The sequence below is a fragment of the Enterococcus sp. ARL09-542 genome, from assembly GCF_005234805.1.
In the GTDB taxonomy this organism is placed as follows: Bacteria; Bacillota; Bacilli; order Lactobacillales; family Enterococcaceae; genus Enterococcus_D; species Enterococcus_D gallinarum.
On sequence record NZ_QPQX01000005.1, the window covers coordinates 1 to 18,452 of the forward strand.

Annotated in this window: 19 protein-coding genes; 3 read left to right on the top strand and 16 right to left on the bottom strand. The window is 39.6% G+C overall.

The annotated features are described in order from the left end of the window. Window positions 1-127 precede the first annotated feature (127 nt). Both DVW06_RS17045 and DVW06_RS06910 read right to left on the bottom strand, forming a co-directional pair. Complete coding sequence (locus tag DVW06_RS17045) at window positions 128-466, bottom strand: hypothetical protein (protein ID WP_148395047.1); 339 nt, start codon at window positions 464-466, stop codon at window positions 128-130. 55 nt (window positions 467-521) lie between these two features. Then, entirely contained in the window at window positions 522-749 is a 228-nt protein-coding gene (locus DVW06_RS06910) for a hypothetical protein (RefSeq protein WP_003126328.1), read from the bottom strand. 66 nt (window positions 750-815) lie between these two features. On the opposite strand from DVW06_RS06910, the gene DVW06_RS17050 reads away from it, so the two are divergent. Then, window positions 816-1,004 carry a hypothetical protein gene (locus tag DVW06_RS17050; RefSeq protein ID WP_231455776.1) on the top strand — a complete coding sequence of 63 codons (189 nt, stop codon included), beginning with the start codon at window positions 816-818 and terminating at the stop codon, window positions 1,002-1,004. Window positions 1,005-1,341: 337 nt separating this feature from the next. On the opposite strand, the gene DVW06_RS06920 is transcribed toward DVW06_RS17050, so the two are convergent. From DVW06_RS06920 to DVW06_RS06955, 8 genes are all read right to left on the bottom strand, one after another. Next, the gene (locus DVW06_RS06920; protein ID WP_003126326.1) at window positions 1,342-1,884 is read right to left on the bottom strand and encodes a DUF3267 domain-containing protein; all 543 of its coding nucleotides are present in this window, start codon (window positions 1,882-1,884) and stop codon (window positions 1,342-1,344) included. Window positions 1,885-2,105: 221 nt separating this feature from the next. Then, window positions 2,106-3,686 (bottom strand): peptide chain release factor 3, encoded by a 1,581-nt coding sequence (locus DVW06_RS06925; RefSeq protein ID WP_029486727.1) that lies wholly within the window; start codon window positions 3,684-3,686, stop codon window positions 2,106-2,108. A gap of 226 nt (window positions 3,687-3,912) precedes the next feature. Further along, a complete protein-coding gene (locus DVW06_RS06930) occupies window positions 3,913-4,719 on the bottom strand; it encodes a MetQ/NlpA family ABC transporter substrate-binding protein (RefSeq protein ID WP_003126324.1) in 807 nt (268 codons plus the stop codon). Window positions 4,720-4,727: 8 nt separating this feature from the next. Continuing rightward, window positions 4,728-5,396: a methionine ABC transporter permease gene (locus tag DVW06_RS06935; protein ID WP_003126323.1), complete on the bottom strand. Its 669-nt coding sequence runs from the start codon at window positions 5,394-5,396 to the stop codon at window positions 4,728-4,730. Then, the gene (locus DVW06_RS06940) at window positions 5,383-6,105 is read right to left on the bottom strand and encodes a methionine ABC transporter ATP-binding protein (protein ID WP_005471235.1); all 723 of its coding nucleotides are present in this window, start codon (window positions 6,103-6,105) and stop codon (window positions 5,383-5,385) included. The genes DVW06_RS06935 and DVW06_RS06940 overlap by 14 nt, the downstream gene beginning before the upstream one ends. A gap of 32 nt (window positions 6,106-6,137) precedes the next feature. Continuing rightward, on the bottom strand, window positions 6,138-7,151 hold the full coding sequence (locus DVW06_RS06945) for a lipoate--protein ligase (protein WP_003126320.1): 1,014 nt from the start codon (window positions 7,149-7,151) through the stop codon (window positions 6,138-6,140). Window positions 7,152-7,343: 192 nt separating this feature from the next. Further along, window positions 7,344-8,720 (bottom strand): hemolysin family protein, encoded by a 1,377-nt coding sequence (locus tag DVW06_RS06950; RefSeq protein WP_003126319.1) that lies wholly within the window; start codon window positions 8,718-8,720, stop codon window positions 7,344-7,346. Between the two features lie 101 nt (window positions 8,721-8,821). After that, window positions 8,822-9,946 carry an AI-2E family transporter gene (locus DVW06_RS06955; RefSeq protein ID WP_003126318.1) on the bottom strand — a complete coding sequence of 375 codons (1,125 nt, stop codon included), beginning with the start codon at window positions 9,944-9,946 and terminating at the stop codon, window positions 8,822-8,824. Between the two features lie 139 nt (window positions 9,947-10,085). Between DVW06_RS06955 and DVW06_RS06960 the strand changes: the two genes are divergently transcribed. Then, a complete protein-coding gene (locus DVW06_RS06960; protein WP_003126317.1) occupies window positions 10,086-10,526 on the top strand; it encodes a GNAT family N-acetyltransferase in 441 nt (146 codons plus the stop codon). A 207-nt stretch (window positions 10,527-10,733) separates the two neighbouring features. Here the strand turns inward: DVW06_RS06960 and ntdP are convergent, their stop codons facing one another. From ntdP to recX, 3 genes are all read right to left on the bottom strand, one after another. Next, entirely contained in the window at window positions 10,734-11,267 is a 534-nt protein-coding gene (gene ntdP, locus DVW06_RS06965; RefSeq protein ID WP_003126316.1) for a nucleoside tri-diphosphate phosphatase, read from the bottom strand. Between the two features lie 93 nt (window positions 11,268-11,360). Further along, window positions 11,361-12,506 carry an A/G-specific adenine glycosylase gene (gene mutY / locus DVW06_RS06970; RefSeq protein ID WP_021149874.1) on the bottom strand — a complete coding sequence of 382 codons (1,146 nt, stop codon included), beginning with the start codon at window positions 12,504-12,506 and terminating at the stop codon, window positions 11,361-11,363. Beyond that, window positions 12,499-13,293 (bottom strand): recombination regulator RecX, encoded by a 795-nt coding sequence (gene recX / locus DVW06_RS06975; protein ID WP_005471227.1) that lies wholly within the window; start codon window positions 13,291-13,293, stop codon window positions 12,499-12,501. The genes mutY and recX overlap by 8 nt, the downstream gene beginning before the upstream one ends. Before the next feature lie 115 nt (window positions 13,294-13,408). Here recX and rlmD point away from each other — a divergent pair, with 115 nt between their 5' ends. Next, on the top strand, window positions 13,409-14,785 hold the full coding sequence (gene rlmD, locus DVW06_RS06980) for a 23S rRNA (uracil(1939)-C(5))-methyltransferase RlmD (RefSeq protein WP_003126313.1): 1,377 nt from the start codon (window positions 13,409-13,411) through the stop codon (window positions 14,783-14,785). A 99-nt stretch (window positions 14,786-14,884) separates the two neighbouring features. On the opposite strand, the gene glyS is transcribed toward rlmD, so the two are convergent. The 3 genes from glyS to DVW06_RS06995 are packed head-to-tail and all read right to left on the bottom strand — an operon-like array spanning window position 14,885 to window position 18,125. Next, the gene (gene glyS / locus DVW06_RS06985) at window positions 14,885-16,957 is read right to left on the bottom strand and encodes a glycine--tRNA ligase subunit beta (protein ID WP_005471223.1); all 2,073 of its coding nucleotides are present in this window, start codon (window positions 16,955-16,957) and stop codon (window positions 14,885-14,887) included. Window position 16,958: 1 nt separating this feature from the next. Further along, a complete protein-coding gene (gene glyQ / locus DVW06_RS06990) occupies window positions 16,959-17,873 on the bottom strand; it encodes a glycine--tRNA ligase subunit alpha (RefSeq protein WP_147587160.1) in 915 nt (304 codons plus the stop codon). 12 nt (window positions 17,874-17,885) lie between these two features. Continuing rightward, window positions 17,886-18,125, bottom strand: a complete 240-nt coding sequence (locus DVW06_RS06995; protein ID WP_003126309.1) for a hypothetical protein — start codon at window positions 18,123-18,125, stop codon at window positions 17,886-17,888. Window positions 18,126-18,452 lie beyond the last annotated feature (327 nt).

Genomic DNA, 18,452 nt, shown 5'->3' on the forward strand with positions numbered 1-18,452 from the left:
TGTTCGCTAGAGTCTTTAGAATTTCTGTAGTAAAATCGTTCATAGGGAAGTCCTCTCTTCTGTGAATGTGTTGTGGTAACTCTATTCTACAGAAGGGACTTCCTTTTTTCTATTTACACAAAATATTTTACACTCTCTCCAATTTACCTTCAATTGGTAAGAGTTTTACGTACTTCTTTAAATCATAATCTTTATTTAGCAAATTGTTTGTTTCCGCAACATAAGTCATTGAAGTCCTAGTTGAAACAGCGATACTAGGAAAAACCGATACTTCAATGGCATGACTTTCATGATTAGTAACAGTTGCTGTATAAGTATACTTTTGGTTCAGATCAGGCGAAAATTGAATATCTTTTACTATACTTGAATTCTTGTCTGCTTGGATCTGAACTTCAAAAGAAGAGCCAATCGATTCTTCGGCCAATGCTTCTGGACTGAAAAAAAATATTCCTAAGCACAGGAACAAAAGAAACACCCTAAAAGAATAAGATTCATTCTTGTAGCTAGGATATAACATACGATTAAGGAGTGACGTCTGTCACTTCTGATGCAGTTAGTGTGATTACGTAATCACTTGCCTTAGTGTTGTCAAAAGTTGAAGGATCAATTGTATAATCAAAAGTACCTTCTTCAGTCGTTTCATAGCCTTGACTTGCTTCAACTTTGAATACTTCACTCGTTGCAATCGTTAAACCAGGTGTGAGGTTTCTCCAGGAACTGCTGCTGTTATCACTACTTGCTTTGCTCAAAATGACTTATTCGTTAATGTTCCAGATAACGTGAAAGTACCTGTTAGCGGATTCGCTTTCGTTTCTGTGAAACTAATATCTGCAAAATCTACAGTTTTTGTTTCAACAGGAGTAGCTAAAGTAAATGTTGCTGCTCCTTCTGTGACATTTACAGTAACTACTTCAAACTATTTGAATTCTTACAGAATAGTTTTGCCAAAGAAAGTGCCGGAGCATATGATGCCGGAAACAATCAACTCCTTTCTGAATATTTAAGTGACCATTCACCGGATGGGAAAATCATTTTCTTAGCAGCTAATCCTGATATACCTATCAAAGGGCTCGGAACGCGGCTGCTAAATGAACTACAGAAAAGAGTGCAAGGAAAAGAAATTTATCTTTTTACAGATAGTGCTTGTACGTATCAATTTTATGAAAAGCGCGGTTTTCAACGTCAAAAAGAAAAAAAGATTTCATTAAAATTGCCCAACAAAAAAATTGATCTTCAGTGCATGCTCTATAGCAAAGTGATTGACAAATGATAGCCATGCTACGCAACAAAAACGTTTTTCAAATGAGTGCAAAAAAGCACAGCCCTAATGGCTGTGCTTTGCTAATGATTGGAATAAAAATTTATCCCCTGTTCGGTATCTTCTACATAACTATGCGCTGGAGCTTTAGTCACTAAATAACAAAAATAAAAATCCCCAATACAGGCTGACCCATGAAAAGAAGCCAACCAGACAAATGCATAAGGAGAAATTTCCCTATACGCATACAACAGCCATAAGACCAAAGTGATCAAGACAAAAGGAGCAAGCAAAATAAGTAAAAACTGCCACCTTGAATAAAAGGAATTAGGACTTGTTGCATAGGCCAAACCATTCTTAAAACCAAATTTGACTTTTCCTTCCTTATTGAACAGCTTAAAAAAAATCCCGTGAATCAATTCGTGAACGATGATTAACCCTGCCATTGATAGAATGGCAATAACGAGATACATTAAATCGATAGTGACTTCTTCCGTTAACTTTCTATCTAATGTTAAAAGCGTAAATAAAGCAAAGAAAATAACCAATAGAGGAATCGTTAAGATATTCAGTTTCATGATTAGCTTTTTATCGTCAAGCAAATTGACACGCTTGATTAATTTCATAATGACCCCCTTACTCCTATTTGCAACACTATAAGCGCTCGTCTCACGTCATAAATTATTATATCAGTTTTTTTAGACCAAAACAATTCGATTTTTTACTGATACAAAACAAAAAAACATTCTTATCAAAAACGATAAGAATGTTTTTTTAGACAAGAACCAACTCATTTCTCGCTCCCATCATTTGAGAACACTAGCCGTCACAAGTACTAGCAGTGTTTTCACATCAAACTTTTCAATTCGACATCTGGATATTTGTCGGCGAACCAACGCATCGCGAATTGGTTCTCAAACAAGAACAATGGCTGGTCGAAACGGTCTTTGGCTAAGATGTTGCGACTTGAACTCATCTTTTCATCCAAATCTTTAGGATCGATCCAACGAGCAATCTTATGTCCCATTGGCGACATGATCACCTCTGCATTGTACTCGTTCAGCATTCGATATTGAAATACTTCGAATTGCAGCTGTCCAACCGCTCCAATAATGTATTCATCACTGAGATACGTTTTATACAATTGGATGGCTCCTTCTTGCACTAACTGATAGATCCCTTTATGGAATGATTTTTGTTTCATAACATTTTTGGCTGTTACTTTCATAAAGAGTTCAGGTGTAAACGAAGGTAATTCTTCATAGGCGACTTTCAATTTCCCTTCATATAAAGTATCACCAATTTGATAATTTCCGGTATCATATACCCCAATGATGTCGCCGGCAACAGCTTGCTCAATATTTTCGCGAGTGTCTGCCATGAACTGGGTCACATTACTTAATTTCATTTTTTTGCCTGTCCGCTCAAGCGTGACATCCATTCCCCGTTCAAATGTTCCTGAGCAAATGCGGACAAAGGCAATCCGGTCACGGTGTGCGGGGTTCATATTGGCTTGGATTTTGAAAACAAATCCTGAAAGCTCTTGTTCGTATGGACTAATTTCTTCTCCTGTCCTTGTCTTATGTCCGTAAGGTGCTGGTGCAAATTGTAAAAATGTTTCTAAGAAAGTTTGCACACCAAAGTTTGTTAACGCAGAGCCAAAAAAGACAGGGGTTTGATCACCACGAGCGATTTTCTCTTCATCAAAGGAATCGCCAGCTTCTTGTAATAATTCGACTTCTTCCAACACTTGTTGATAGACACCATTTTGATTCAGCGGATGATCTTGGGGAATTTCACCGTTTTGATTAAATGGAATCAGGCGTTCACCGCCATGAGATTCTGGACGATAAATTTCAACCCGTTGATTGTGAATGTCATAAAGTCCTTCAAGCCCTTTTCCCATTCCGATTGGCCAATTCATTGGGTAGGACTCGATTTGAAGCAACTCTTCTAGCTCTTCTAAAAGTTCTAATGGTTCACGACCATCACGGTCTAATTTGTTGATGAAGGTAAAGATCGGGATTCCCCGTTTTTTTACGACTTGGAAAAGCTTTTTCGTCTGTGCTTCGATCCCTTTGGCACTATCAATAACCATCACGGCGCTATCAACAGCCATTAACGTACGATACGTATCTTCAGAGAAATCCTCATGTCCTGGTGTATCCAAAATGTTCACACGTTTTCCTTGATAATCAAATTGCATTACAGAACTAGTGACAGAAATCCCCCGTTGTTTCTCGATTTCCATCCAGTCGGATTTAGCAAAATTACCGGTTTTCTTTCCTTTGACAGTTCCTGCTTGGCGAATTGCTCCCCCAAATAGCAGCAACTGCTCAGTGATCGTTGTCTTCCCAGCATCCGGGTGAGAAATAATCGCAAAGGTGCGACGACTTTCAACTTGTTGTTTTAAATTTGGATTCTCCATGTTATGTAGTTACTCCATTCCTTGAAATTAGAACTCTCTGTGTCTATACAAAGATTTTCTGACCAAATTAGTATATCATGTATCAAGAGCGGAAAAAAGAAAAATTACAGACAAATGCTCTCTATCATTCAGATTCGAAAGTCTAGAGAGCAACTGTTTAAGCAGCTTGATAGCTATTTGTATTTATACGAGAACTGCTGTGAAAGCATGAAAAACACTCAAAAAACTAAAAGGCTGGAATTAATGTATCACTATGCTCATTTTCCAAAAATTCTTTGACTTTATCGCTGGTCATCGCTTTTCGCAAAACATTGATTTTTTCTGAATCTTGATTGTCCTTACGAGCAACTAAAGAGATCGCAAAACGATCATCTATCGTTTTCTCTAAGAACAAGGCATCGTCAGGCTTTAGACCAATTTTGGCGATATAGGTCGGATAGTTGTAGACAAGGGAGACATTTGGTTCATTATAGGCTTCTGCTAGATTCAATAAGTCCACAGACAACCATTCAAAGTTTTTAGGATTCGCAGTAATGTCTTTGATCGTACCATTGACTCCAACTCCATCTTTTAATTCAATCAATCCTTGCTCAGCTAAGATGGCTAATGCTCGTCCTTCATTAGAAACATCATTCGGCAGAGCAACTTTCGTTCCTTCAGGAATGTCTTCAATTTTTGTATACTCTTTTGAGTAAAAGCCCACTTTAGCATTATAAATTTTGTCTAAAGCCACTAAATCTGCTGATTTTTCCTCATTGTAGCGTTGCATATACGGCTCATGCTGCGCAAAGTTTGCGTCTACTTCCTTATTATTCAACAGCTCATTGTATTGAATATTGTCATTTACTTGTACCAATTCAATTTTCCAGCCATCTTCTACCGCATCGGCTGCTACTTTGACAACATCTGTCATAGGGGTCGTTTGAGAAGCGACTTTAATCACTTTATCCTCTGATTGCGACTCATTCCCTGTTCCACAAGCACCAAGAAACATTACTGCTAGTACTAACCCAAAAAATATTCCTTTTTTCATTCCTACTCCTACTTTCTTTTATCAACTTTTTTTGCTAACCCATTCCCAATCAACTGAATACTAAAAACTGCTACGATCATCACTAAAATGGAAAAATACATGACCCCATATTCGTACCGTTGATATCCATAACGGATGGCAAAGTCTCCGATTCCTCCTCCGCCAACGATTCCCATCACTGTGGAATAAGACACCATACTGACGATCGTTGTCGTCAGAGACAGGATTAACCCGCTTCTTGCTTCCACGAGCAAAAATTCTTTGACATATTGATAAGTGGAGACACCTAATGAGCGTGCCAATAGTCCGACATCTTCTGGGACATCCAACAATACCTGCTCGACTAAACGAGCATAGATGACGATTGACACAATACTCAATGGGATACTTGCTGGGATCGGCCCAAACGAGCTGCCTAACAAAAAACGAGTGACGGGAATCATCGCAACAACAAACAGTAAATAAGGAAACGAACGAATGACCGTGATCAGCAAATTTAATATTTGATACAAAATCGTTCCCTGATTGTTGTTTTCACGACTAATAAATAATAGAATACCTAATGGCAATCCAATCAAAACAGCGGCGAAGATAGAGATACTCATCATGATCAGGGTTTCTTCCATCGCCTGCATCAATTCTGGTAAATAGTATTGAATACTCTCAATTATCGTCATGCTTTAGACTCCTTATCACACGATCGACATAGTTTAATTCTTCTTTTTGTAAAAGATGCGGCGTATTCGCTACTTCCGCTACGATTCTTCCTTGTTCCATAACATAGACCCGCTCACAAACTTGTCGAACCGCTGACAATTCATGACTAACAAACACGATTGTAGGCTGGAAAGTGCCATGAACCTTTTGCAATAACGATAAAACATCTCCCTTAGTATCTTCATCCAATGCACTGGTCGGTTCATCACACAAGAGGATCTTTGGTTCTTTGACCAAAGCACGGGCAATTGCTACTCGTTGCTTTTCCCCTCCACTTAAAGAAGCAGGATAAACCGAAGCCTTTTCAGACATACCTACGAAGTCTAACGTTTCCATCACTTGTCGTTGTGATTTTCCAGCTAATTTTAAAGGCAAAAAAACATTGTCGTAGACAGTCAGATTATGGAGCAGATTAAATTGTTGAAAGATCATCGCAATATCTTGCTGTAGACTTCGTCTCATTTTCTTGGTCAATCCTGTCGTGTTCACGCCATCAATCACGATTTCGCCAGCTGAAGGAGATTCGATCAAATTAATCAGACGCAACAAGGTAGACTTCCCGGAACCGCTTTTGCCGACGATACCGACGATCTCATTGCTGATTGTTAACGATACTCGATCAAGGACATTGTCCTGATATACTTGTGAAACCTCTTTTACTTCGATCATATTTGGTTCCTGACGCTCCTCTGCCTTCAAACTCAATTGAAAAGTAGTGATACAAATTGCTCATTTGTCAGTTGATGGATATATTTCGCGACTTCCATCCCTTGAAAATGCTGCCGCAACTCTTCATTATAAGGAAGACCAATCAGCTGTTTTTCGAGACCAGCGATATCTTCTTCGCCAAAAAAATCTCCAGTGATTTGTGCTTCTGTGATTTTCCCCTTTGCCACTGAAAAGCGTAGTTCAACGATACCAACATTTTCAAAACGTTTGCGTTTCGTCCATTGATAATTCGGGGCTTCCCCATAAATCCATTGATCATTGGCATATCGCAATTGATACAACTGATTAATCTTCCGTTGATCTTCAGCCGTTAATTTGATTTCTTTTTCTTGGATTTCCTCAATGTTGTCGACGTCATAAATATGACAGAGCAATTGATCTCTAAATTCTTTCGTTGACAATTGTTGATATTCTTCAGAAAGATAAGGCTTGATGTTGGTCACACTTTTACGCACTGACTTTGTTGCCTTCGAGTCGATCTTTTCCTGTGGAACGTTCAACACTTTTGTCAAAACGCTTAAGTCAACATCGAACATCAATGTTCCGTGGGAATAGCTTCTGTCATTTTTTGTGTACATGGCGTTACCAGAAAATTTCTTTCCTTCAACAAACAAGTCATTTCTTCCCCGTACTTCAACCTCTTTTGCTCCCATCTTCTGCAATGCTTTCAAAATAGGTTGGGTGGCTCCATGATAATCACCAAAATGAGTCACATCTTTTTTAGTCACAAAGCTAAAACTCATGTTGCCTAGATCGTCATAAACTGCTCCGCCACCAGAGGTTCTCCGGGTTAAAACGATGTCATTATGTCGTAAATAGTCAAAATTTATTTCTTCGTAGGCATTTTGGTTTCTACCGATTATAACACAAGGCTTTTGTATGTATAACAGCAAGCATGGTTCTGAAATATCTACGTTATTCATTAAATATTCTTCAGTAGCTAAGTTCATCCGAATATCATCACTTTTCATTCGGTAAAATCTCATTTTCCCACCCCACAATGATTTCTAGTTATCGCACTCTTATCCTCTCTTTAATTCACAAGAAAAGCAAGAAATATGCTTAGTTATTTTAGTTTTTTTATCTAGCTAAATCTGTATCATTTGATTAACTCATTCTGTTCTATATATTATTTTTAGACAAAAAAATGCTTGAAGCATTTGCTTCAAGCATTCATTTTATCGACGAGGTTCGTCTTCTTCAAAATCTTTTTTGAAATAGCGGCGTTCTTCTTCAGGTTCGACAGCTGTTTCTTCAGGATCATGGAAGATAACGCGGATCTTCAATACACGTGACCCTTCCATTTCTTCTGTAATCAGTGTGACGTTATCCACTTTAAAGGATAATTTCTCTCCTTCATCAGGAATCAACCCTAAAGCTGTGATCAAATATCCGGCCATTGTATCAACATCACTCATGTGCAGGCTCATATCAAATGCTTCATTAAAGTCATCAATCAACATTCGCCCTTGGATGATGTACTCATGATCAGAAACTTGTTCATATAATTCTTCTACTTCATCCGATTCATCGTCGATCTCACCAACGATTTCCTCTAAGAGGTCTTCTAAAGTAACCAGACCTACGACACCGCCGTATTCGTCTAATAAGATAGCCATCTGATTTTGAGTCTTTTTCAACTCATAGAGTAAGTCATCAATAAAAACAGTTTCAGGCACAAATAATGGTTCTTGGAGGATTTGTTTAATATCTAATGTTTCAAATCCATATTTATAGGCACATTTCAGCAGGTTTTTTGTATGTAAAATACCTACGACTTTGTCTTTGTCCTCATTATATACTGGGATTCGAGAATAGTTTTCTGCTAAAATTTCTGTCAAAATTTCATCTACTGAATCATTGATATCGACCATAAATGCAGTAGTCCGCGGCACCATCACTTCACGGGCCACCTTCGTATCCAATGAAAAGATTCCTTGTAGCATTTCCAATTCATCTTCTTCAAAGACACCTTCTGTTTCTAACATATACCGCATTTCATCACGAGTCATTTTTGTATCTTCATCATCAAATTCCATTGGTGTGATTCGAGCTAACAAACTAGTTGAAGCGGAAAGCAACCACACAAATGGTTTTGCGATCGTACCAATCACACGTATCACACCTGAAGTAAATTGAGCAACTTCTTCAGATTTGTTCATTGCGATTCGTTTTGGATACAACTCACCAAATACGATCGAAACATAGGTCAAAATCGCTAATACAATGATATTAGCCAGGCTTTTTGCTGCAGCTCCGCCACCTAGAACGGGTGCTAAGCGGGTAGATAGCGTATCTGCCAGTGAGGCCCCTGATAAGATATTGACTAATGTGATCCCAACTTGGATCGTCGACAAGAAGTTGGTGGGATTGTCAATGATTTTCAATAATTTTTGTGATTTGACATTTCCTTCCTCAGCCTTCTGTTCTACACGGTTCTTATTAACTGAAACAACCGCGATTTCTGAAGCAGCCAAGAAAGCATTGATCAATGTCAAAACGATCAATAATAAAATTTGCGCTAATAGCGACTGACTCTCGGGGTCAGCATTCATAATAGCATTCTCTCCTTATTTTTACATTTTCTAAAAAAAATCGTGGGCTATACCCACGATAAAATCGTATCATAAAGCTTTTTTCTTTGCAATAAAAACCATCAGTTATCTAGTTCGATCAATTTCTCTTGGTTTTTCTTGCTTTTATCGTCACGAATCAAACGAATCACAAAAATCACAATCGTACGACAAATGGCGTAGAAAGGTACTCCTAAGAAAATACCCAGTAATCCAGCGATGTTCCCTGCGACTAGCAACACTAAAATAATGGTTAGCGGATGAATCGCCAATGACTTTCCGATTACATTAGGATAGATCACATTACCATCTAATTGTTGAACGACTAACACGACTACACCACATAACAGAGCCCGGAAAGGATCATCAAAGATTGTCACTAAAACTGCCGGAATCAAGCCGAGGTAAGGGCCTAAATAAGGAATCAAGTTAGTGATCCCTGCAATGACACCAAATAAAAAGGCGTAATTGACACCCACTAGCCAGTAGCCGATAAAGGTAAAGGTCGCGACAAAAATACATTCAATCGCTTGTCCGCTAATGTAATTGGACAATGTTTTATTCAGATCACCCAATAACTCGATGATTTGATTTCGTCTTTTTTCAGGTAAAACTGATTGAATATTTGGCACAAGTTTCTCGCCGTCTTTCAGCATATAAAACAAGATGAATGGTACTGTAACAATGATCATCGTTGCTGAAGCAATCGTTCCTACGATCGATCCCAAACTTGTTGACAGCCCACTTAGAAATTGTTGCAGCAATGAACCATAGGAAAGATTGAGATTTTCTAACTGTTGCGCAAAGTCGATCTGTTTAAATACTGGGTCATCTGCTATTTTAGAAATCCAAGTCTCCATATTTTTAGCAAAAGTAGGAATATTTTCTGCAAGTTGTGAAATTTGGTTGATCAGATTTGGAATCACGCTTACGACTGTTAGGACAATAGCTGCTACTAATAAGAGTAAAACTAAAATCACAGCGTAGATTCTTTTGATCTTAGTGGTCTTCATCAGAAAAACGACGATCGGATTAAGCAGATAGTACAAAAAGCCTGCAATTAAGACCGGCGCAAATAATGTCGAAAAAAATGTTCCTACTGGTGCAAATAAGAAATTGATTTTGCTCAATACCAGAGCTAACGTGGCAAGAACGAGAATTTCTAATGACCAGAAGAAAAGTTTTGATTGTTTGAATTTGTCGAACAAACGATTCCCTCCTTTTTTTCACTATTATAGAGTATTTTGCAAAAAAAAGCTTGCGACTTTAGCCGCAAAAGCAATTTTTCTTTTCGTAAAAATGGTATACTTAGAAAATAATTGATGAAATAAGAAGGTGGTTGATTTTATGTTCGTCGCACAAACCAAAGATACATTAAGCGAAATTTATCTGGACTCGTTGAAAATTCGTAATGATGTCTTCGTCAAAGAACAAGGCGTGCCCTTAAGTCTTGAGATCGATCAGGACGAAGCAAACGCGGTCCATTTTGTTCTCTACAATGAACAAAAAGAAGCAACAGCAACTTTGCGGCTGCTTCCTATAGATAGCCACACATTGAAACTTCAGCGTATGGCCGTACCCGTTTCCCATCGCAAAAAAGGCTTCGGACGAATTTTGATCCAAGGGGCGGAGGATTTTGCTCGGAAACAAGGGTTTCAAAAAATCACTTTAGGTGCTCAGCTAACCGCAAAAGGTTTTTATCTTTCTCTAGGCTACCAACCTGAAGGGGAAGAATTTCTTGATGCGGATATGCCCCACATCAAAATGAGTAAATATCTGCAGAACTAAGTATCTTAAAAGCTGTCAATCACTTATAACTCACGTGATTGACAACTTTCGCTTCTTTATAGAACTGGATGAATCTCCTTTAAAGAAGCCCCGCCTTACAAATCAATCACTCGATGACAGGCACTATTTTTTGATACAAAAAGACTCGACTTCGAATTAAAGTCGAGTCTTTTGCACATTGAAGTGACCCTTTACGGCTACTCCTTGCTATTTCTGAGACAACTGCTTGTAGCGATCATACCAAATGTCCACATACCCCTCAGAAAATGGTCCTTTGCCATTATTGATCCAATCTACTAAAATTTTGACATTTTCTTTTAAAATAAAATCAATGTCCTGCGGATAATGCATGATCTTGCTATGAAGCTCATATTCATCCACATCTAGTAAACGTTTCTCACCATCAGGAAATACTTTGATATCAAGGTCATAATCAATATATTTCAAGGCCTCTTCATCAAGCAAATACGGTGAAGCGAGATTACAATAATAGGAAACCCCCTTTTCTCGGATCATTGCGATTACATTAAACCAGTATTTTTTATGAAAATATACAATAGCTGGCTCACGGGTAACCCAGCGTCTTCCATCCGATTCAGTCACCAATGTATGATCATTGACACCAATCATTGAGAATTCGCTCGTCTTTAAGACCATAGTATCCCGCCACGTTCGATGCAAATTGCCGTCATGTTTGTAGCTTTGGATGCTGACAAACTCTCCTTCTTTTGGAACTCGCATAGCAACCCTTCCCTCAGCAAGAAAACTTGCGTTTTGTTTGGGTGTTCATTACACCGATATCGTAAATATTATAGCAATAAAACAACCCTTTGCCTAGAAATGTTTATCGACTTTATGATTTTTCTTCAATTGTTCGACTAATTTCAACTGAGGTTTGGGAAAGACATACTGTTCAAATTCTTCTGGCGCAGCCCATTGACTGTGTTCTAAAGAGAATTCCGACGGTGTGCGTCCATAAAAAAGCAGTATGTGCCATTTCAAATGACTAAAGATGTGAGTAACCTCACCAAGATGTCTTTTTTGCCAAACGACGGGAAATTCAGGGAAAATCGGAGCTGGTTCTTCTGCAACTGCATCCAATGTTAACTGTTGGTCTTGCCAATAAGCCAATAATTGCATATAGGTCGCCTGATCCACTTCCAAAAGCGGAAAATGCCACATTTTGGCTAACAAGCCAGTTTCTGGTCGCTGCACCAATAAAAAGCGGCCATCTTCTTCAATAGCTCCAGCAATGTAATACATATCTTTTGGCTTCGCTTTTTTTGATTTTACGGGAAAGTCGGTTTGTGTTCCCTGCTGATAGGCTAGACAATATTCTTGCAGTGGACATTCCTCGCATAATGGCGAAGTCGGCGTACAAATACTTGAACCAAGATCCATCAAAGCTTGATTGAATTCTCCTGGCTCATCGTGAGAAATGATTGTACGCATTGCTTTATCAAAGACTCCGCGAGAACTTGCTTTAGCTATATCTGCCTCAATACAAAACAAACGACTCACTACACGCATCACATTGCCATCAATTGCAGGTTCCGGCAATCCAAAAGCGATACTGCCGATCGCCCCGGCAGTGTAAGGACCAATCCCCTTTAACGAACGAATATCAGTGATGGTCTGTGGCATCTCTCCATCGAACTCTGCCATGATTTGTTGAGCGGCAGCTTTTAAATTGCGTGCACGAGAGTAATAACCTAATCCTTCCCAAGCCTTCAAAAGCTTCTGCTCTTCTGCACCAGCTAAATCTTTGATGGTTGGAAATTGTTCCATAAAGCGGTAATAATAGCCAATGACGGTGTCCACTCTTGTTTGCTGGAGCATGATCTCCGAGATCCAGATTGCATAGGGATCGTTGGTTGCTCTCCAGGGGAGATTCCTTTTTTCATCATGGTACCAATTCAAAAACTTGTCTTGGAAAGAACGAATGTCCTCTTTTGACCACTTTTCCCACTGTTTATTCATCCATAACTTCCTCATCTAAAAATTGTTGGATCGCATCCAGAGCGAAACCTTTTTGGTAAAGACCTTGTTTGATTTTCATTTTTCTTTTATTCAAAGGCAACCGCTGATGTCTTCGCAAAAGTCGTTGACCCTCTTTTTGCAAAGCTGCGTTTTCCTCTTCGTCGCCTCTATCTGTAGGCAGTTCATCTAAAATTAATTGGATAACTGGTTGTCTAAACCCTTTTTGCATTAGGTGCAGCGATAGTTTCTGCATCATCTCTTTGTGACTTTTCCCTTGGAACCGACGCAATGCTTTTTCGGCAGTATGATAGCCGACATCAAATTGCTTTTCTTCTGTATATAACGGCATCACTTCTTGAATCACTTCTTCAGACAGCCCTTTTTGTTTTAGTTGCTGACTGATGACTGATGGCCCTTTGTCTCCTAAACGGATTTGTGTCCGCAAGTAGCTTTCTCCGTAGGTACGGTCATCAAGTAAATTTAGTTCTTTCAATCGCTGCACGACCAAATGGCGATCCTCTAAATTGATTTCTTTGTCTTTTAGATAGGTACGAACTTCTTTTTCGGAACGTAGTTGGTAGCTAATGTAATTCATTGCTTGCTGCAGCCCAATATCAAAACCGGAGCTTTTTTTGATTTCGGTCAACTCTTCTTCCGTCACTTCTTTTCCTTTTAGAAGACGGAAACGAACCAGAAGATCCTCAGAAACCCGCAAAGATTCTCCATTGGAGCAGTCTACTTCGTAAAAGGGACCTTTTCCCTTACTGATACGAATGATCGTTATCATTTTCTTCACCTCACGAACGTATATTCTAGTTTATCACAAAAAAGGGGAAATTCCTTCAAAAGAGCTATAAAAAGTATGGTAAAATAGAGAGACTATTTATCGATAAGGAGCAATCATGGCAAACGTACAACTTAAAAACGGTCAAAAACTACAACTGACGATCAAACGTTTAGGAATCAACGGAGAAGGAATCGGCTATTATAAAAAATTGATCGTCTTTGTCCCGCGAGTTCTTCCGGGAGAAGAAGTGATTGCAGAAGTGACCAAAGCAACTCCGAGGTTTGCAGAAGCGAGAATGACCAAAATCATCAAGAAAAGCAGCGACCGTATTCTCCCCCCCTGCAAATTTTATGATCGTTGTGGGGGCTGTCAATTACAGCATCTTGTTTATGAAAAGCAGCTAGACTTTAAGAAAGACTTATTAAAACAAGCATTAACCAAATTTAAGCCCAAAGGTTATCAGAAGTATATCTTAAAAGATACGATTGGCATGGAAGAACCATGGCACTATCGCAACAAAGCGCAATTTCAGTTGCGATATGATACAAAATCAAAACGAATCGAAGCTGGTCTTTACGAAATGGATTCTCATCGTTTAGTGGCGATCGATGATTGTCTCGTTCAAGAAAAAGCAACCCAAGATGTGATCAATGGCCTTGTGCAGTTACTGAACAAGTATCAACTCCCAATCTATGATGAAAGAAAAAACAGCGGCATCCTGAGGACTTTGATGGTTAGAGTGGGCAGAGCGACCGGCGAAGTACAAGTCGTTTTTATCACGAACTCTAGCAAACTGCCACAGAAAAATGCGTTGATTCGAGAAATCAATCAACGCATGCCTCAAGTAGTTTCGATCATGCAAAATGTCCAAAGCAAGAAGACCTCGGTGATCATGGGGGATGAAACTTTACATCTCTGGGGAAAAGAAGCGATTGAAGAACGATTGCAGGAATTAACATTCGACCTTTCACCTCGTGCATTCTTCCAACTGAATCCGCAACAAACTAGTATACTTTATGACGAAGCAATCAAAGCACTGGCATTGACAAAAAATGAAACCGTCGTTGATGCCTATTGTGGTGTTGGAACGATTGGACTAAGCCTCGCAAAACATGCAAAGGAAGTCCGTGGGATGGACATCATTCCGCAAGCAATCGAAAATGCCAAAGAAAATGCCCGCCGAATCCAAGCAAATAATACGCATTATGAAACAGGAACTGCCGAAGACTTACTCCCTAAATGGTTTGCTGCTGGTTTTAGACCCGACAGTATTGTGGTTGATCCCCCTCGAACTGGATTAGATGACCACCTGTTGCAAGCGTTAGTTGCTCAGCCCCCAAAGAAAATGGTTTATATCTCTTGTAATGTTTCAACATTAGCCCGTGATTTGGTCAAATTAGCGTCTGTCTTCAAGATTGAGTATTTACAGTCTGTTGACATGTTTCCTCAAACTGCTCGTTGTGAAGTTGTCGTTAAATTGACGCGTATATAAAAAGCCTAGCCATCTTCAAGTAAATGAAGATGGCTAGGCTTTTTTAGGAATTCAGCTAGTATCCAAACACACATTGTTGGACACTAGCTGGATCAAATCTTATTTTGTGACTAAAGCATCAAGGCTGGCTACTGCCAAACTCATTTTGGCGATCTTATCCAATAATGCAAAACGATTGCGACGTATTGCCTCGTCATCTACCATGACCATTGTCTGATCAAAATAAGCTTCGATTAATGGTCTCAATGAAACTAGGCTTTGATAGTTTTGTTCCATCGTTTGTTGCGGGAACTTATCTTCAATGGCGACCACTGCCTCATAAAGCGTATTTTCTGATTCGTTCTCAAACAATTCAGGATTGATTTGTTTGTGTTCAAGATCTGCCTTTTTCGCAAGATTAATGACCCTTGTCAAAGCTTCCATCGAAGGTTTGAAATCAGAATCATTCAAATGTGCTCTCAACATTTGAGCAGCTTCAAACAAAAGACTGATATCGCCTTGACGAGAGTTGATCACTGCTTCGATCACATCATGACGAATGTTTTTCGTTGCTAAGAATTGACGCAGACGTCCGTCAACAAAATCAATGACTTGCTCTTGTCCTTCGTTCAATTGAATGCCATAGACTGATGGCTGTTCATTGATTGCTGTGCGGATTTTTTCCTGTAAACGGGCTAACGGGAAGTACCAACGTTTCTCAGCAATAATCCGAATGATGCCATAAGTTTGTCGGCGCAATGCGTATGGATCGTTCGATCCGCTTGGAATCATGCCCACTGCAAAGAATGACAGTAAACTGTCTAACTTATCAGCAATTGCTAAAATTGCTCCAACGCTTGATTCAGGTAACGCACCTTCAGCAGAGACAGGCATATAATGTTCACGGATCGCTTGTGCCACTTGCGGTGTTTCTCCTTGCAAGAGAGCATACTTTTCACCCATGACTCCTTGTAATTCCGGAAACTCACCGACCATATTCGTTACTAAATCAAACTTATAGATTTCTGATGCACGTTTCAATTCTGTTCTTTCATCTTCAGACAATTCGACGGTTTCTCCAATGATTTGAGCAATAACAGCTACCCGTTGCATTTTTTCATATAAGCTACCGATTTTTTCGTGGAAAGTGACTTGTTTTAGTTTCTCCACACATTGATCGATGGTAAGTTTCTTATCCTCATTGTAAAAGAATTCCGCGTCTTCTAGACGCGCTGTCAATACTTTCTGATTTCCTTTGACTACATTATCGATTTTTACCCGATCGCCGTTTCTTGCTGAAATGAAATGGGGCAACAAAACACCTTCTGGGGTGCGCACATCAAAATACCGCTGATGTTCTTTCATCGAAGTGACTAAGACTTCTTCTGGAACTGAAAGATATTTTTCATCAAAGTCACCGACAAAAGCAGTCGGATATTCTACCAAGTTGTTCACTTCTTCTAAAAGATCTTCATCAAGATCGATCCGCCAGTTGTTTTCTTTAGCAATTGCGTCAATTTGGTCTACGATCAATTGCTGTCTTTTGGATGGATCAGCGATCACGAATTGGCGTTCCATTTGACTCAAATAGTCATCGGCAGTTTCAAAGGTGACTTCTTCTCCAAGGAAACGATGGCCACGGGATTTCCGATCTGTTACTACGTCAAGGACTGTAAATGGTACGACTTCAGCGCCAAACAATGCTACGATCCAGTGGATTGGCCGGATATACTCAAAATCGAAATTTGCCCAGTGCATTGTTACTGGGAACACCAAACTAGTAATGACCTCTTTCAAACCAGTTAAAACTTCAAGCGCTGGTTTACCTTGAATATGCTTGGTGACATAGACATACTCCACACCATTTAATTCTTTGAAGGTAATTGCATCTGTGGTCAATCCTTGTCCACGAACGAACCCTTGGGCTGCTTTTGACCAATTGCCATCGGCATCGATTGCAATTTTTTTGGCAGGTCCTTTCACTTCTTCTTGCGTATCAGCTTGACTTTCCGGAATCCCAGTCACATATACAGCTAAACGTCGAGGTGTAGAATAAGCTTCGATCGAACTGAATTGCAGTGCATGAGCTGTCAAAAACTCCGCCGTTTTTTGTTGTAGCTGTTTCATGCTTGGCGTGACAACATGTGCTGGCATTTCTTCTAAACCGATTTCTAATAATAGGTTTTGTGCCATTTTATTTCCCTCCCGCAATCAATTTTTCCGCTTCTTCTGGTGCTAATAATGGATAACCTAGTTTTTCCCGTTCAGCGACAAATAACTTGGCAACTTGTCGTGCTAAATTACGGATACGAGCCAAATATCCAGCACGTTCAGTTACCGAAACAGCTCCTCGAGCGTCTAACAGGTTAAATGTATGACTGCATTTCAAAATATAGTCATATGCAGGATGAACGAGGTTTTCATCGATACAGCGTTTTGCCTCTGCCTCAAAGCGGCCAAAATTGCTTAACAATAACTCTTGATCGCTGACTTCAAAGGAATATTTTGAATGTTCAAATTCAGGCTGACGGAAAATCTCGCCGTATTTGACCCCTGTCGACCATTCCAGATCATAGACACTTTCAACTTCTTGGATATAAGATGCTAAACGTTCTAGTCCATAGGTGATCTCTGAAGTAACGGGTTTGCAGGCCAATCCTCCAACTTGTTGGAAGTAAGTAAACTGAGTGATCTCCATGCCGTCTAGCCAAACTTCCCAACCCAGACCAGCACAACCCATAGAAGGATTTTCCCAGTTGTCTTCTACAAAGCGAATATCATGTTCTAGCGGATCGATCCCTAGCAAACGCAGACTTTCAAGGTATAATTCTTGAATATTTTCTGGAGAGGGCTTCATCACCACTTGAAATTGATGGTGCTGATACAAACGGTTGGGATTTTCTCCATAACGGCCGTCAGCCGGTCGGCGAGACGGCTCCACATAGGCGGCGTTCCAAGGCTCCGGTCCAATTGCACGTAAAAAAGTATACGGACTCATGGTTCCTGCTCCTTTTTCGGTATCATACGCCTGCATTAGCATACAGCCGTTATCAGACCAGAACTTCTGTAAAGTCAAGATCATTTCTTGAACGGTTAATTTACTCATTATTTTCTTCCTTTCTTACAACGCATTGACTACTGGATAAAATTCAACAACATGACCTGGAATCAATTTTACTTCAACAACATGGTCATCCGTCAAAACATCTGACAAATCATACAACATTTGGTCCGGTTTTGTTGTTAACTCTTTGACTAGTTGATCATCTTGCTTGACTAAGATTTGCAATGGAATACTTGCTAACACTTTTAATTTTTTTTCTTTGAATTCTGATGCAGCAATCGTCATATCAAATGGCATGAGAGTCCCCTCCTTTTCTAAGTCATTGATTCTACCGCAAAGGTTGAGTTTTTCATGAAATAGGACACAGGTACTACGTTCTCCCTGCGAGCCTACTGTTTCACATCTGCTCGTCTCTTCTGTGTTACTCCTGCAGTCACTTCTACCAGCAGGGTTCGCTAACAAGGACTTGTATGTCCTGTTTTACAGGTCGATCACAGTGATTCGAGCAATGGTGAACCACACCAAAAAATCCCTATACCTATACTTGCGCATAGATATAGGGACGATATTCTCGCGGTTCCACCCTACTTCCGATTACTCGGCAGCTTCATTGAGTCATACTCC